At 64.5% G+C, this 15,772-nt stretch carries 11 protein-coding genes; 6 read left to right on the forward strand and 5 right to left on the reverse strand.

The features are described from left to right. The first annotated feature begins 114 nt into the window (after nt 1-114). Complete coding sequence (locus tag PSOLE_RS07635) at nt 115-813, forward strand: pirin family protein (RefSeq protein WP_074855877.1); 699 nt, start codon at nt 115-117, stop codon at nt 811-813. 241 nt (nt 814-1,054) lie between these two features. Here PSOLE_RS07635 and PSOLE_RS07640 read toward each other — a convergent pair whose 3' ends face one another. Genes PSOLE_RS07640 through PSOLE_RS07650 form a run of 3 tightly spaced genes read right to left on the reverse strand, consistent with a single transcriptional unit; the run spans nt 1,055 to nt 5,940 of the window. After that, the gene (locus PSOLE_RS07640) at nt 1,055-2,650 is read right to left on the reverse strand and encodes an FGGY-family carbohydrate kinase (RefSeq protein ID WP_371821500.1); all 1,596 of its coding nucleotides are present in this window, start codon (nt 2,648-2,650) and stop codon (nt 1,055-1,057) included. After that, the gene (locus PSOLE_RS07645; protein ID WP_244597202.1) at nt 2,651-4,342 is read right to left on the reverse strand and encodes a glycerol-3-phosphate dehydrogenase/oxidase; all 1,692 of its coding nucleotides are present in this window, start codon (nt 4,340-4,342) and stop codon (nt 2,651-2,653) included. Nucleotides 4,343-4,344: 2 nt separating this feature from the next. After that, nucleotides 4,345-5,940, reverse strand: coding sequence for an FAD-binding oxidoreductase (locus tag PSOLE_RS07650; RefSeq protein WP_003462090.1), 1,596 nt, complete (start codon nt 5,938-5,940; stop codon nt 4,345-4,347). Nucleotides 5,941-6,065: 125 nt separating this feature from the next. Between PSOLE_RS07650 and gliR the strand changes: the two genes are divergently transcribed. Continuing rightward, nucleotides 6,066-7,100: an AraC family transcriptional regulator GliR gene (gene gliR, locus PSOLE_RS07655; RefSeq protein WP_074855873.1), complete on the forward strand. Its 1,035-nt coding sequence runs from the start codon at nt 6,066-6,068 to the stop codon at nt 7,098-7,100. 141 nt (nt 7,101-7,241) lie between these two features. Here the strand turns inward: gliR and PSOLE_RS24100 are convergent, their stop codons facing one another. After that, nucleotides 7,242-7,379, reverse strand: a complete 138-nt coding sequence (locus PSOLE_RS24100) for a hypothetical protein (RefSeq protein ID WP_003462092.1) — start codon at nt 7,377-7,379, stop codon at nt 7,242-7,244. Between the two features lie 424 nt (nt 7,380-7,803). On the opposite strand from PSOLE_RS24100, the gene PSOLE_RS07665 reads away from it, so the two are divergent. Then, complete coding sequence (locus PSOLE_RS07665; protein ID WP_244597203.1) at nt 7,804-8,136, forward strand: hypothetical protein; 333 nt, start codon at nt 7,804-7,806, stop codon at nt 8,134-8,136. A 56-nt stretch (nt 8,137-8,192) separates the two neighbouring features. On the opposite strand, the gene PSOLE_RS07670 is transcribed toward PSOLE_RS07665, so the two are convergent. Continuing rightward, on the reverse strand, nt 8,193-10,001 hold the full coding sequence (locus PSOLE_RS07670; RefSeq protein WP_241198080.1) for a sensor domain-containing diguanylate cyclase: 1,809 nt from the start codon (nt 9,999-10,001) through the stop codon (nt 8,193-8,195). A gap of 358 nt (nt 10,002-10,359) precedes the next feature. On the opposite strand from PSOLE_RS07670, the gene PSOLE_RS07675 reads away from it, so the two are divergent. The 3 genes from PSOLE_RS07675 (at nt 10,360) to PSOLE_RS07685 (ending at nt 15,042) form a co-directional block, all read left to right on the forward strand. Continuing rightward, on the forward strand, nt 10,360-11,202 hold the full coding sequence (locus tag PSOLE_RS07675; RefSeq protein WP_074855869.1) for an EamA family transporter: 843 nt from the start codon (nt 10,360-10,362) through the stop codon (nt 11,200-11,202). A 501-nt stretch (nt 11,203-11,703) separates the two neighbouring features. Beyond that, the gene (plsB, locus tag PSOLE_RS07680; RefSeq protein WP_074855866.1) at nt 11,704-14,187 is read left to right on the forward strand and encodes a glycerol-3-phosphate 1-O-acyltransferase PlsB; all 2,484 of its coding nucleotides are present in this window, start codon (nt 11,704-11,706) and stop codon (nt 14,185-14,187) included. Between the two features lie 141 nt (nt 14,188-14,328). After that, nucleotides 14,329-15,042, forward strand: a complete 714-nt coding sequence (locus PSOLE_RS07685) for a trypsin-like peptidase domain-containing protein (RefSeq protein WP_074855864.1) — start codon at nt 14,329-14,331, stop codon at nt 15,040-15,042. Nucleotides 15,043-15,772 lie beyond the last annotated feature (730 nt).

A 15,772-nucleotide genomic window follows, 5' to 3' on the forward strand; every position in this document is an offset into this window, starting at 1 on the left:
ATTAATCGATATCAAAACTGTAGAAATTGCGCTTTTAAATCGATCAATCCAAATGGATCATTCACCCATCAACGCTGCACGGGACTGAACTCGTGCATGACTGGAGGATTGACCATGATCGATGTACGTCCGTTCGAACAACTCGGTGGTGCTCACCACGGCTGGCTGAATGCCCGTCACCACTTTTCCTTCGCCGAATACTACGACGCCGAGCGGATGAACTGGGGCCGCCTGCGCGTGTGGAACGACGACGAGATCGCTCCACATTCAGGCTTCCCGCCGCACCCACATCGCGACATGGAGATCATCACCTACGTTCGCGAAGGTGCCATCAGCCATGAGGACAACCTGGGCAACAAAGGTCGTACCGAGGCCGGCGACGTGCAGGTAATGAGCGCCGGTACCGGCATCGCCCACAGCGAGTACAACCTGGAGAATGAAACCACCAAGATCTTCCAGATCTGGATTCAGCCGAACCAGGCCGGCCTGCCGCCATCCTGGGGCGCCAAGCCTTTCCCCAAAGGCGACCGCTCCGGAGCCTTCGTCACCCTGGCCAGCGGTTACGAGGACGATGTCGACGCCCTGCGCATCCGTACCGACGCGCGCCTGGTGGCTGCCACGGTCAAGGCGGGAGAGAGCGCCGAATACGCCCTGCAACCGGGTCGCAAGGCCTATCTGGTGGGCGCGACTGGTGCTTTCAGTGTCAACGGCGTGGCCGTCAAGGCGCGTGATGGCGTGGCCATCGCCGATGAAACGCTGATTCGCATCGAGGCGCAGGAAGATAGCGAGATCGTGCTGGTGGATGTCGCCTGATGCACAAACCATCGCCCTCCGCTTAGGAGGGCGATCTTTTTTGTAGGAGCCAGCTTGCTGGCGATCATTGATTAACGGCATCGCCAGTGACGTAGGGCGTACTCGGCTTTGGCTTCCTGCGTCGCTCTACCTCCTGCATCCATGCAGTTGTCGCGAAGCAGTACGCCGCTGGACTTGTGTAGCACCGAGGAACGGCGGACTGTTCGCTGGCGCTCCTGAGTCCGCCCTACGCCACCATGCCCTACGCCGGATAACCGGTAATCTTGCGAATGCGCTGGTACAGCGGCTTGAGCTGGCGGTACATGCGCTGATAGACCTGCCCGTAGAGCTGCTGGTAAACGCGCTGGGCCTCCGGGTTCGGCTGGAACACCTGACCAACCCGAGTCATGGCGGCGATGGCGCTCGGGTAATCAGGGTGCAAACCCAGACCTACCGCGCAATTGATCGCCGCGCCCAGGCCGCTGGTTTCGTACAGGTGCGGACGCTCGGCCGGTAAGCCGAAGATATCGGCCGTCAGTTGCATCGCCGCATCGCTCTGCGAACCACCACCGGACACGCGCAGGCGCTCGATGCGGGTGCCAGAGTGTTTTTCGATACGCTCCTTGCCCTGGCGCAGGGCGTAGGCCAAACCCTCCAGAATCGCCCGATACAGATGCGCGCGGGTGTGTACGTCGCCAAAGCCGATGATCGACCCCTTGGCCTCCAATCCCGGCTCGCGAATGCCCGGCGTCCAGTACGGCTGCAGCATCAGGCCCATGGAACCCGGCGGTACGGCGTTGACCAGCTCGTCGAACAGCGCCTCGGGGGACACGCCCAGCGCCTCGGCCCGCTGCATCTCGCGCAGGCCGAATTCGCGTTTGAACCAGCTGACCATCCAGAAGCCGCGATAGATCATCACCTCGGTGTTGAAGTGATCCGGCAGCGCCGCCGGATAGGGCGGAATCAGGCGTACGGTTTCCAGATAACGGCTGCGTGTGGTGTTGATGGTCGCGGTGGTGCCATAGGACAGGCACGCCGTGCTGGGCTCCAGCGCACCGGAACCCAGCACCTCGCAGGCCTTGTCGGCGCCAGCAGCAATCAGCGGCAGGCCTTCCGGAATACCGGTATGGCGGCTGGCCTCGGCGCTGATCTGGCCCAGTCGCTCACCCGGCTTGAACAGCTCAGGCAGTTGCTCACGGCGCACCTTCAGCGCCTGCCACTTCCAGTCGCCAGGGGAGGCCCAACGCAGGCGCTTGTAGTCGAACGGCAGGTAGGCCACGCAACTGCTGGTGGAATCGACGAAGCGGCCGCACAGGCGATGGGTGAGAAAACCCGAAAGCAACAGCACCTTGTGCGTGCGCGCTGCTATCTCCGGCTGGTGCTGGGCGACCCAGTTGACCTCGGCCTGGCCACGAAAGTGATCGACCGCCTCTTCGGCGCGCACCAGCTTGAACAGCCAGCCCCACAGGCCCTTTATCCGCCCGGCTACTTCGGCACGACGCTGATCGAGCCAGAGAATCGCCGGGCGCAGCGGCGTACCCTGCTCGTCAACATGAATGATGCTGCCGCGCTGGGTGGTCACGGCCACGCCGCGGATCAGGCTGCGGTCGATGTCCACCTGCTGCCACAACAGGCGGAAGGCCTCGCCGAGGCTGGCCCAGTAGTACTCGGGGTCCTGCTCGGCCCAGCCTGGTTGGCTGGAGAAATAGGGATCCAGCTCGACCTTGCCCTTGGCGAGCAGGTTGCCCTGAGTATCGAACAGCAGCGCCCGCACGCTCTGGGTGCCGTTGTCGATGCTCAGCAGGTAGCTTGGTTCGCTCAAGGTGTGATCCTTCTTGTTATGTCTCCCCTCTCCCATTTATGGGAGAGGGGCCGGGGGAGAGGGTGGTTCGTCTGGCGCAGAGTGGCCGGCAGATAAACGCTTTCCCTCTCCCCAGCCCTCTCCCGCAAGCGGGAGAGGGGGTTGTTCAACCACCGTTCCCGGCAGGCTGTAACAGCGCCGCCAAAGCGCCAGGTAATCCGTCTCTTCCTGCTGCCAGCGAGCATCGCTCCAGCCCAGGCGCGGTTGGCACAGTGCGCGGATACGCGGCAGCTCGGCGCGGCCGCCGCCTGCCAGCAACAGGCCCAGGCGCGTGCGCCTTAACAGCAGATCGTCCAGATGCAGCACCAGCTCGCCTTCGGCAGCCCAAGCCAGTTCGGCCCACAAGGTGTCAGTACCGGCGACGCAATCAGCGCCGATTTCGTCGACCAAGCGCAGTACCTCACCCAGCTGGCGGCCATGGCGCCCAGCCAGGCGGCGTTGCTGCGCCGGGCTCAACGCCGGCATCGGTGTCGGCGTATTCGCAGCGAAGACCGCGCCGCCTTGATCATCCACTGGCTTGCCAACGAAACCCGCGCAGGCACGCAGCACCTCCAGCGCCAGCAGGCGGAAGGTGGTCAACTTGCCGCCGGCCAGCGTCACGCTGCCCGGCTCGATCCACAGAGCATGCTCGCGCTTCTCGTCGGAGGGTTTCAGTGCGCTGCCACCATCGCTCACCACCGGGCGCACGCCGGCCCAGGTCGACAGCACGTCGGCACGGCTCACCTGGGCGGTCGGGAACTGCCGGTCGCAGGCAGCCAGCAGGTAGTCGACCTCCTCAGCGCTGATGGCGGCTTCATGATCGAGCTCGTCCGCATGATCCAGATCGGTGGTGCCGATCACCGTTGCGCCTTCCCAGGGGAAGACGAACACCGGCCGGCCATCGGCCGAGTGCATAAAGCTGAAGGCATGCGCCACCGGCAGGCGCCAGCTAGGCAGCAGCAGGTGACTACCACGCAGCGGACGGATGCGACCATTGCCAGGCTGGCGCAGGCGATCGGCCCAGGCACCAGTGGCTTGTGCCACGGCTCGGCTACGCAGGCGGTAGCGGTTGCCCGTTTCCACATCCTCGGCGAGCACACCGACCACCTGCCCCGCTTCACGCAGCAACTCGACCACGCGCATGCCATTAAGCGCCTCGCCGCCTTCGGCGCGCGCCTCGCCCAGCACGCGCTGAACCAGGCGGGCATCGTCGGTCACCGCATCGAAAAAGCGCGTGCCACCGAGCAGGCCGTCCTCGCGAATGCCCGGCGCCAGGTAACGCAGTTGCTGCAGCGGGTAGAACAGGTGATTGCGTTTGCCGGCCAGGGCGTCGTACAGGCTGAGCAGGCCGCCGAATACCTTCGGCCCGGGAAAGCCGCCGCGATAGTGCGGCATGACGAAGCTCAACGACTCCACCAGCCCCGGCGCCTCGCCGAGCAGGCGCCGGCGCTCGCGCACCGAGTCGCGAGTCAGCCCCAACTGGCCCTTGGCGACGTAGCGCAGGCCACCGTGCACCATCTTCGACGAGCGGCTGGAGGTGCCCCAGGCGAAGTCACGTTGCTCCAGCAGCAGGCAGCGCCAGCCGCGCCGCGCCGCCTCACGCAGGATGCCAGCGCCGCAGATGCCGCCGCCGATCACCAGCAGATCCCAGTCGCGCGCGGCCAGTTCAGGCAGCGCGTGCGTGCGCCAGGTGGCGTTCCAGGGTTTCATGCTCAGTCCTGCAGCAACACGCCAGGCGCCAGGCGCTGGTCAGGGTCGAAATGCGTGGCCAGGCTGCGTAGCGTGGCCATGCCCAGCTCGCCCTTCTCTGCCGCCAGATAAGGTGCGTGGTCACGACCGACGCCGTGCTGGTGGCTGATGGTGCCGCGATTCTCTGCGATGGTGCGGCTGGTCGCTGCTTTCAAGCGTTGCCAGCGCGCCATGGCCTCGGCGTAGTCGCTGCCGGGGCGGAATACGTAGGTGGTGTAGATGCTCGAACCTTCGCCGTAGACGTGCGACAGGTGGGTGAACACGTGCACCCGCTCGCCCTCGCCGACCAGCTCGTCACGCAGGCTGGCTTCGACCTTGTTCAACAGGTTGTCGACGTTGGACCAGTCGGTGGCGGTCTCCAGGGTGTCCACCAGGTAGCCGCGCTCCCACAGACCATGACGCAGGTAGGGGAAGCGGAAACGGTTCTGCTCCCACTTCTTGCCCAGCAGGGTGCCGGTGAACACACCGTCAAAACCTTTCAGCAAGCGCCGTGCCTGTTTCAGCGAGGCGGCGTTCTGCACCCGGCTGCCGGTAACGCCGAAGGTCAGCATGCACTTGCCGTCGCGGGCGCCGCGCAGAGCCAGGTATTTCTCCAGCAGAGCAATCTGCTGCGGGTGACCGGCCAGGGCCAGTTGGGTACGGGTTTCGATGGCGTTGGACAGGCGCAGCATGGACAGCGGCACGCGCGCCTGGGCCAGGCTGCGAATGGCGCTCAGCGCCTGCTGCCAGTTGGGCAGGAACACCGCGTAGAAACGCTCCTGCTCGGCCAGGCGACTGATGCGCACGCGCACCTCGGAGATCACCCCGAAGCGCCCTTCCGACCCCATCACCAGCTCGCGCAGATCAGGCCCGGCGGCCGAGGCCGGAAAGGTTGGAATCTCCAGGGTACCGGCGAAAGTTTCCAGCTTGCCGCCGGCGAACAATTGCTCGATGCGCCCGTAGCGCAGCGACTGCTGGCCGCTGGAGCGACTGGCGACCCAACCGCCAAGCGTCGACAGCTCCCAGGACTGCGGAAAATGGCCCAGCGTGTAGCCGCGTGCGCGCAGTTGGCTTTCCACCTGCGGGCCGTTGGCGCCGGGGCCGAAGGTGGCGATCAGGCTGTCCTCGTCGATATCCAGCAGACGCGTCATGCGCTCCAGCGACAGGGTCAGCACCGGGCGCTGGCCGGCCTGCGGGTTGATGTGGCCGGCCACCGAGGTGCCGCCGCCGTATGGGATCAGGGTGACGTCATGCTGTTGCGCCCAGGCCAGCAGCTCGCGGATCTGCTCGGCGCTTTCCGGGCAGGCGACGCCATCGGGAAACAGGCCGAACTCGCCGGAGCGCATGGCCAGCCAGTCCGGCAGGCTCTGGCCACGGGCGTGACGCACTCGTACCTCGGCGTCCTGGCTGATCAGCGGGTTGGGAGCCAGACGTGAGGCCGGCACACGCGCCAGCACGTCTTGCAGGCTGGCGTCGACCAGACGCTGGCCCGGCCCGACCAGTTCAGCGAGAAAGGCCTCGCCATGGGCCGGCAGTTCAACCTCGGTCGCTTCGTCACCCCATCCGTTCCAGCGTCGCATCGCATCCCCCATTCCGATCAGCACTTATGGCTGCCTATACTAGCCAGCCGCCGATTTCCGTCACTGTCGAATCGGGACAAGCGCTATCGCCAATCAAGACAGGCATCGCAGAACAAGAATAATCCATGGAAAACCTCGGCTATACCTCGGTTCCCGCCCTGCTCAAGTACCTGCGCCAGGCCGAACAGCTCGGTCTGGATATCGACCGTGCGCTCGCGGCAGCCGGTGTCCAGGCGCAGGATCTGGCCGACAATGGCAAGCGGATTCCCAGCGAGGTACACGAACGCCTGCTGGCGCATCTGCTGGAGGTGTCCGGCGACCCGCTGTTCGGCCTGCACTCGGCGCGTTTCGTCCAGCCCGGCTCGTGGAGCGTGCTCGGCTATATCGCCATGAACTGTGCCACCCTCGGCGAGGCCATGGGCCGCATCGTGCCCTACGAAAAGCTGGTGGGCGACATGGGCACCAGCCGTATCGAGGCGGCCGAGGATCACGTACGACTAATCTGGAGCTGCCGTCATCAGGCACCGGACGTGCGCCGCCACATGGTCGAGAACGTGCTCGCCTCCTGGCTGCTGTACGCCCGCTGGATCGCCGACTCCGAGCATTCACCGCGTGAGGTGTGGTTCGAACACGCGCAACCGGCCGCCACCGAACTGGCTGAATACCAGCAGCTGTTCGGCTGCCCGGTGCGGTTCGAACAGCCCTGCAACGCCCTGCTGGTGCCGCTGGACTACCTCGGCGTGCCGCTGCGCCAGGCCGACGCCAACCTGCTGCGCACCCTGGAAGAACATGCCCTTACCCTGATGGCCGGGCTGGACGACAACGAGCCGCTGCCGCGCCGGGTGAAGAACGCCCTGCGCCTGCTGCTCAAGGACGGCCTGCCGCGCAAGGAACGGGTGGCGGAGAAATTCGACATGACCGTGCGCACCCTGCAGCGCCACCTGCAGCAGGCCGGCACCAGCTATCAGCAGATACTCGACGAGCTGCGTCAGGAACTGGCCGAGCATTACCTGCTGCGCAGCGACCTGGCGATTCAGGACATTGCCTGTTATCTCGGTTTCACCGAATCACGCTCGTTCCACCGCAGTTTCAAGAGCTGGACCGGGCAGACGCCGGGCGAGTTTCGCGAGAGCCGGCGCCGGGATAATCCGCTGGGCTAGCGCGATATGGCCGGAAACGCCGTGCCAGCCAGTAGTCGAGACTCAACCATCGCCCTGCCCCGCTGATGAAAAGCGCCACGAGCGCAGCCACGGCCGGCACCGGTGAGGTTTGCCAATGGCATATCAGTCCTCCCGGCGCCCTTACTCGTTCTTATCGCCACTGCACGTGCCTTCAATACGGGAGCCTTCCTGCGCCTTCTCGGCAGCGGTCAGGCTGTAGCCGCCGGCCAGTTCCTGCTCAGCGAAGGGGATGCTAGTGGCGTGGGCAGTGAACGCCATGTAACTCGGCAGTGCAGCGCCCTAGGGTCTGTTGCCGTTTCGCGCACGGCCGCGTCGAAACGGCAACAGACCCTAGGTGGCAGTCAGGGTATTGGCATCTCTCCATCGGTTTCGAATACGGCGCCAGGTTGGCGCCCTCGCAGCAATGGACGAGGCAGGGATGCGGGCGTTACAGCGGGCGAAAAAGATTTCTCGTAGCCCGATGAAATACGGGGGCGCTTTGCTCGCCAGCAATCGCGGCTACGACTGCATGGACGCAGGAGGTAGAGCGAAGCAGGATGCCAGAGCAGAAAGCTCTCTCCCACAGACACAGAAACATCCACCGCACGGTAGGAGGTGATTCAAATGATCAGGCATCTCCTCTGGTTGGACTGCATGGCCGCTGCGAGCACGGGCGTTGTGGTTCTGTTGCTGGCCCCCCTGGTTGAGCGGCTGGTATGCCCTGCCCGGCGAGCTGCTGAGCTTCATCGGCGCGATCAATATCGCCTACGCCTGCTTTTCCATTTCGCTGGCGATTCGCCTGCGACGCGCCGAAGCGCTAATCAAGCTGCTGGCAGTGGCCAACGGACTCTGGGCGTTGGCATGCCTTGGCATCGCTACGATCTTTGCCCCGCTCATGACGCTACCGGGGCTTTGTCATGTGCTCGGCGAGGCTGCATCCGTCGCAGGCCTGGGCATGCTGGAGTGGAAATGGCGCAGGCAGCTGCTGGTGGCTGGCGAACAGGGCGTTTCGACTCAGCTTGTCGCGGTCCAGTAACCGTCACAGGTATTCAGGCGAAGATCCGGCGATGGCTGTTCAGGCCATCATCAGCCCTATCCTTCAGCCCTGTGAAAGCGGTTCTTGCCCGCGTGCTTGGCCGCGTACATGGCCTGGTCCGCACGTTTCAGCAGGTCCTGGCCGCCTTCAGCGTGCAGCGGAAACAGAGCGGCGCCCACGCTCGCCGATATCCGCACCATGCAGCCGTCCAGATCGAACGGCTTGGCCAGCACATCCAGAACCTTGAGCGCCACGGTCTCGCACTCCTGACTGCCGTGCAGATTGCCGAGGACGATGCCGAACTCATCACCGCCGAAGCGTGCGACCGTGTCGGTGCTGCGCACACAACCTTCCAGCCGCCTGGCGGCCATCTGCAGCAGGCTATCGCCGGCCGTATGACCGTGGCGGTCGTTGATTTCCTTGAATCCATCCAGGTCGATATAGAGCACGGCGCACAGCTGCTGGTCGCGCACGGACTCCAGCGCCTGGTCGAGTCGCTGGTGGAACCTGACGCGGTTGGCCAACCCGGTGAGGGCGTCATGCTCGGCGTCATGACATAGGCGCGCTTCCAGGTGCTTGCGCTCGGTGATGTCCTGCGTGACCAGCACCAGGAACTCCGGGTGACCATGGCGGTTGCGGACGACGCTCGAGGCCTCGCATACCCAGATCAGCGAGCCATCCTCACGCCGATAGGTTTTCTCGATTTCCGGGGAAAGCGCACGAGCCTCGCTGACCAGTTGCTCACTCAGAAAGCTGCGGGCGGCGGCAGCTACTTCGGCGTCGCTCAGGTCGAAAATGTTGGCGCCTTGCAGCGCCTCGGGCGGGCGCCCCAGCATGCGCGCGAATTTCTCGTTGACCCGCAGTATCCGACCCTCGGGGCTGATGTGGGCGATACCCATGGCCGCCTGGTGAAAGGTGGCGCGAAACAGCGCTTCGCTGCCTTGCAGGGCATCGGTGGCCGCACGTTGGCGAACCAGCATCAGCGCCAGCAGGCCAACGAACAGCATGACCACCAGGGTGACGCCGACTGCGGCCATCAGGTAGGTGGAGCGCCGCTGCAAGGTCGTGCCCATCTCCTCGTCATAGGCGGTGGCCACGGTAATCATCAGTGGATAACCGGTCATGGTGCGGTAGCTGACGATACGGGCGACGCCATCGAGCGCCTCGCCACTGTCGTGGAAATCATCGGCGCCGTGCAGCTTTTGCCGCTGGAACCAGGCCAGCGACTCGGCACCCAGGCCAAATTCGCTACGTGCGCCGATCTTGCGCGCACGTATCACGCCGTCGAGGCCGGCAAGCTCCAACAGCCCCTGCGGGCCCAGATCGACCTGCTGGAAGAAACGCGTGACGTCCTCTGGACGCACGGCCATCACCACGACGCCGGCGAAGCTGCCGTCATCGCGCTCGATACGCAGCGACATGGGGATCAGCCAACGCCCGGAAACCCGCCCGAGTACCGGCTGATTGATGAACAGGTGATCGATACGGGCATCGCGCTGCGCCGTGAAGAACTCGCGGTCGGCGTAGTTGACCGGGCCAGTGTCCTGGCTACTGCTGACGATATCGCCCTGCTCGTCCACCACGCTGACGATGGTGAACATCTCCTCGCGGATTATGCCCTCCTCGACCCAGCGGCGCAGGTCGATGGCCTTACCCTGCCGGCGGTACTGCTCGCGCACGAAAGCCGCCACCTGCTCGGCCGCCTTCAGCGCGCGGAACACCTGCTGCTCGAAAGCGATGGCCAGACTGGAGTTGGCTTTCATTTCCGCAGTCAGCGCCTGCTCACGTTCGAAGGCGATGCGTTGCAGGGTGATCAGCCAGACAACGGCAACGAATACACTCGCCAGAACGATAAGCAGGTTCAAGGGTGTTGCGATTCGAGGGTGTCGAGCGACGGCGTCATGCGCGTCAATCGGCGTGCTGGGCGGGGTCATCGCCTTGTTCTCCAAGCCTTTCACGGGCGGGCTGTTTTCTAGCTGTCGGGGCCAGGGTCTGTTGCCCTTTGGTTCAGCGTCGCAGAGCGTGATCCATCGCCTTGCGTTGAATCATAGGCATTGTTGCGCCACTGTGCTGCCATCATGCGGTAACGGGTTTTGGCCGAAAATCGAGCTTGCGCCAGACTGACGACCGACACGGCGCCTCAGCCACGTCACGTCGAGTCGAGCGGCATCCGCACGGCTCCTGCTCAATTTCTTCGATAACCGCCTGTCTTCGAGGCCCGCCTTGGAAACCACGGTCTTTCTCGCCGTCATCGCCGCCGCTGCCCTGCATGCCGGCTGGAACGCTCTGCTCAAGATTGGTCTGGATCGCTTCCTCACCGCCACGCTGATCCAGATCGGTGCTGGCCTGGTGGCGCTCTGCGCCCTGCCGCTGGTGGCGCTGCCGCAAGCCTCGGCCTGGCCGTGGATCGCGCTGTCGGCGTTGCTGCATATCGGCTACAACTTCTTTCTCGCCCGCGCCTACCAGTACGGCGACCTGGGCCAGGTCTATCCGATTGCGCGGGGCAGCTCGCCGCTGATGGTCGCCTTGCTGTCACTGCTGCTGTTGCAGGACGGGCTCGGTGCCCTGCAGTTGCTGGGTTTGCTGGTTCTGGTGCTGGGCATCTGGCTGATGGCGCTGCGCGGCGGCCATCACAAGGCGCCACAGGGGGCGATGCTGGGCTGTGCGTTGATGACGGCACTGTTCATCGCCGGCTACACCCTCAGCGATGCCATGGGCGCACGCAGCAATGGCGATGCGCTGAGTTATTCGCTGTGGCTGTTCACCGTTAACGGCGTGGTGATGGCGGCGGTATTGGCCATCAGCCGTGGGCCGCGCGCCTTCCTGCAGCTGGGCCCGCATTGGCGTGGCGGGCTGGCCGGCGGGGCGATGTCGATGGCGGCCTACACCATCGTTATCTGGGCCATGACCCAGGCGCCGGTGGCATTGGTTTCAGCCCTGCGCGAGACCAGCGTGGTGTTCGCTGTGCTGCTGGGGGTGGTGTTGCTCAAGGAGAGATTGCGGCCGATTCGTCTGCTGGCGTGCGCGGTGATTGCGGCTGGTGTGGTGGTGATGAAATTGGCGTGAGGGGTTCGCGTTGCAGCAAGTGGATTGCGAAATCACAACTTGGTGGGCTGAAGCCCACCCTACGACGCTGCGCCCCCCCCTATAAGGACATTTGTAGGAGCGAGCTCTGCACGCGAATCCCCGAGCGCAAAAGCTTCGCGAGCAGAGCTCGCTCCTACCCGGTACACCAACGCAACCAACAGATCAGGAGGCGATCCGCACCATCGAGTCAGCCTGACTCGGCATTCTGATCGGGAACCCGAGACCCGCTTTACGGTTCTGTTGATCAACGGCTACTGAGTAGTCGACCGTTTTTTCGTCATACGCTGCCTGCATGCTGGCCGGGCTGACGGCCTGGACGCGAGAGTTTTTTGTGTCCTGCCATCCATGGCGGCCACCTCAAGGGCCGTCGCGGAGCGACGTCAAAAACTTCTCCCGGAAGTTTTTTGCCCGCCATATGCGGCTTGCGGCACACTAGCGCCCTTCCCGAGCATCCGCTCGTTTAACTGTTCAAGAGTCCGTATGACCCGCTCCCCCTTCCGCCGCATGGCCTTTAGCGCGCTGCGCCGCCTGCTGTACCTCTGGGTACGCTCGGAAACCATCAACCAGTCCGCCTTCACCCTCAAGCTCGACCGCAGCAAGCCGGTGTTCTACGTGCTGCAGCAGCCCTCGGTGAGCGACTTGGCGGTGGTCGACCGCGAGTGCACCAAAGCCGGCCTGCCACGCCCGGTATTGCCGGTGGCGGTCGGGGAACACATCGAACCCGCGGCCTTCTTCTACCTGACGCCGGAGCCGGACTGGTTCGGCCGGCAGGACAAGCGCGGCATTTCGCCGACCCTGGATCGGGTGATCGCCGCCCTCTCCCGCCACGCGGTGGACGATGCGCAGATCGTGCCGGTCAGCGTGTTCTGGGGCCAATCGCCCGATCGCGAGACCAGCCCCTGGAAACTGCTGTTCGCCGACAGCTGGGCGGTGACCGGACGCCTGCGCCGGCTGGTGAGCATCCTGATTCTCGGGCGCAAGACCCGCGTGCAGTTCTCCACGCCGATTCACCTGCGCGAGCTGGTCGAGCAGGACAAGGGCCAGGAGCGCACCCTGCGCATGGTCCATCGCATCCTGCGCGTGCATTTCCGCAACCAGAAGGCGGCGGTGATCGGCCCGGACGTGTCGCACCGACGCAACCTGGTCAAGGGCCTGGTGCACGCCCCGCAGGTGCGCCAGGCGATTGCCGAGGAAGCCGAGCGCGAGAAGATCAGCCTGGAGAAGGCCGAAGCCCAGGCGCTGCGCTACGGCAACGAGATCGCCTCGGACTACACCTACACGGTGATCCGCTTCCTCGAACTGGTCTTGAGCTGGTTCTGGAACAAGATCTACGACGGCATCAAGGTGCACAACATCGAAGGCGTGCGCGATATCGCCCAGGGTCACGAGGTGATCTACGTGCCCTGCCACCGCAGCCATATCGACTACCTGCTGCTGTCCTACCTGCTGTTCCGCAACGGCCTGACGCCGCCGCACATCGCCGCCGGCATCAACCTCAACATGCCGGTGATCGGCGGCCTGCTGCGCCGTGGCGGCGCCTTCTTCATGCGCCGCACCTTCAAGGGCAACCCGCTGTATACGGCGGTGTTCAACGAATACCTGCACACCCTGTTCAGTAAGGGCTTCCCGGTCGAATACTTCGTCGAGGGCGGGCGCTCGCGTACCGGGCGCATGCTGCGGCCGAAGACCGGCATGCTGGCCATCACTCTGCGCAGCTTCCTGCGCAGCAACCGCCTGCCCATCGTCTTCGTGCCGGTGTATATCGGCTACGAGCGGGTGCTGGAGGGCCGCACCTACCTGGGCGAGCTGCGCGGCGCGAGCAAGAAGAAGGAATCGATCTTCGACCTGTTCAAGGTGCTCGGCGCGCTCAAGCAGCGCTTCGGCCAGGTTTCGGTGAACTTCGGCGAGCCGATCAAACTGGCGGAATTCCTTGACCAGCAGCAGCCCGGCTGGCGTGAGCAGGAGTTGGCCCCGCAGTACCGCCCGGCCTGGCTCAACGACACCACCAACCGCCTCGGCGAGCGGGTGGCGCGCCACCTCAACGAGGCGGCGTCGATCAACCCGGTCAACCTGGTGGCCCTGGCGCTGCTGTCCACCAGCAAGCTGGCCCTGGATGACCGCGCCCTGGCGCGGGTGCTCGACCTTTATCTGGCGCTATTGCGCGCGGTGCCCTATTCGCCGCACACCACCCTGCCGGAAGGCGACGGTGCAGCGCTGATCGAGCACGTCAAGGGCATGGACCTGCTGGCCGAGCAGAAGGACGCCCTCGGCAAGATTCTCTATCTGGACGAGCAGAACGCCGTCCTGATGACCTACTACCGCAACAACGTGCTGCACATCTTCGCCCTGCCGGCGCTGCTGGCCAGCTTCTTCCAGAGCAGCGCGCGGATCAGCCGCGAGCAGATCCTGCGCTACGCCGGCGCGCTGTATCCCTACCTGCAGTCCGAGCTGTTCATCCGCTGGGAGCAGAGCGAGCTGGAAGGCGTGATCGACCAATGGCTGACGGCCTTCGTCGAACAGGGCCTGCTCAAGATCGAGGGCGACGTGTACCTGCGCCCGGCGCCGAGCTCGCGCCAGTTCGTGCTGCTGACCCTGCTGTCGCGCTCGGTGGCGCAGACCCTGCAGCGCTTCTACATGGCCATCGCCCTGCTGCTCAACGCCGGGCAGAACGCGATCAGCGCCGAGGAGCTGGAAGACCTGTGCACGGTCATGGCCCAGCGCCTGTCGATCCTGCATGGCCTGAATGCGCCGGAGTTCTTCGACAAGAGCCTGTTCCGCCACTTCATCCAGAGCCTGCTGGATCAGGGCGTGCTGCGCCAGGACGAGGCCGGCAAGCTCAGCCATCATCCGCTGCTCAGCGAACTGGCCGAAGGCGCCGCCAAGCGCGTGCTGCCGGCCGAGATTCGCCTGTCGATTCGCCAGGTGGCGCTGGATCGCAACGAGGACGAGCCGGCAAGCCCATGACGTGCATGCGCAAGGTGACGGCCTCGTAGGGTGGATGTCGCTTTTTACATCCACCGTGGCGCAGGCTCGATGCAACCAGACGAACCTGTCACGGTTTTGGCAGTCAGTCGATAAGCCACACACCGGCAGGAGGCCCTGGCAATGATCGATTCCCTGATGTTGAGTGCTGCACGCATCACCACGCTGGCGACTGGGCAGATACTGACCAATGCCAGTGGTTTCTTCTTCCGCCGGGATCAACGGCTGTTCCTCGTCACCAGCCGTCACGTGATGCTCGACGAGCCGAGCGGCCATCAGCCGGACAGCCTGCAGATCGAGTTGCATACCGACGCAGACAACCTGGCCAGCACCGTCAGCTTTTCCATCCCGCTGTATAACGGCGACCAGCACCTTTGGCGGCAAGGTATGGATGGCGCGGGCGAGATCGACGTGGCGGTGATCGAGCTGGATCAGGCAGCCCTGCCTAACAACGGCGCTTACCAGGCCTTCACCCCGCAGCACCTGCTGCAAGCCGACGAGCATGTGGAAATCGGCTCGACGCTGCTGGTGGTGGGTTTCCCGCTGGGTTTTCAGGACACCCTGCACCGCATGCCGGTGGCGCGCCATGCCGGGCTGGCATCGTCCTTCGGTTTGCGTTTCCACGGGCTGGGCTACTTCCTCACCGACGGGCGCACCCATCGCGGCCTGAGCGGCGCGCCAGTGGTCAAACGCGCCAGCGTCGAGGGTGAACTGCCCTGGCATCTGCTCGGCATCCACTCCACGCGCCTGTTGGGCAATCGCGACGAGGATCAGGACGAGGCCCTGGGTCTGAACTGTACCTGGTATGCCGATATTCTGATGACGCTGACGGAATGATAGCCCGGCGTCATCGCCTGGGATGATTGCCAGGCTCGCCGGCAAGCCGGCTCCTACAGAACAAACCACGCCCCCCAGGAGCCCGCTTGCTGGCGATAATCAATGAGTAGCCCGGATGAAATCCGGGGAACCACTCAATGTCCAGTCGCGGCTAAAGCCCCTCCCACAGTTCCCCGCGGGCTTGTGGGAGGGGCTTCAGCCGCGACAGCTTTTTCTGGTGCTCGAACGGCCCCGGATTTCATCCGGGCTACGAAACGTGGATGCAGGGGCGGACCAGAACATCGCGGCTGAAGCCGCTCCTACAGGTATTCACCCGTCCCGTAGGAGCGGCAGGGCGGCATTGCGCTTCAGCCGCGATAAGCCTGGCCATGTGCTCGAACTACAGCCCCTCCCACAGTTCCCCGCGGGCTTGTGGGAGGGGCTTTAGCCGCGACAGCTTTTTCTGGTGCGCGAACTGCCCCCGGATTTCATCCGGCTACGAAACGTGGATGCCGGGGGCGGACCAGAACATCGCGGCTGAAGCCGCTCCTACAGGTATTCACCCGTCCCGTAGGAGCCCGCTTGCGGGCGATAGCCAGTAGCCGGATGTAATCCGGGCCCATCGGCATAGGGGGCAGTTCTGATGAACTGCGCCCCTGCCACACCACCCGGCATGCGGGTCCGCACCGGGCGGTTCGAGGGATTGAGGTTATGAGAGTCGGGCTAATCCCAGGCGGTCGAACCAGGCCAG

Source organism: Pseudomonas oleovorans subsp. oleovorans, from assembly GCF_002197815.1.
Lineage (GTDB): Bacteria > Pseudomonadota > Gammaproteobacteria > Pseudomonadales > Pseudomonadaceae > Aquipseudomonas > Aquipseudomonas oleovorans.

Coding starts and splice junctions, on each gene's coding strand:
- PSOLE_RS07635 (WP_074855877.1), top strand. CDS start 115: ATGATCGATGTACGTCCGTTCGAACAACTCGGTGGTGCTCACCACGGC.
- PSOLE_RS07640 (WP_371821500.1), bottom strand. CDS start 2,650: ATGGGAGAGGGGAGACATAACAAGAAGGATCACACCTTGAGCGAACCA.
- PSOLE_RS07645 (WP_244597202.1), bottom strand. CDS start 4,342: ATGAAACCCTGGAACGCCACCTGGCGCACGCACGCGCTGCCTGAACTG.
- PSOLE_RS07650 (WP_003462090.1), bottom strand. CDS start 5,940: ATGCGACGCTGGAACGGATGGGGTGACGAAGCGACCGAGGTTGAACTG.
- gliR (WP_074855873.1), top strand. CDS start 6,066: ATGGAAAACCTCGGCTATACCTCGGTTCCCGCCCTGCTCAAGTACCTG.
- PSOLE_RS24100 (WP_003462092.1), bottom strand. CDS start 7,379: ATGGCGTTCACTGCCCACGCCACTAGCATCCCCTTCGCTGAGCAGGAA.
- plsB (WP_074855866.1), top strand. CDS start 11,704: ATGACCCGCTCCCCCTTCCGCCGCATGGCCTTTAGCGCGCTGCGCCGC.
- PSOLE_RS07685 (WP_074855864.1), top strand. CDS start 14,329: ATGATCGATTCCCTGATGTTGAGTGCTGCACGCATCACCACGCTGGCG.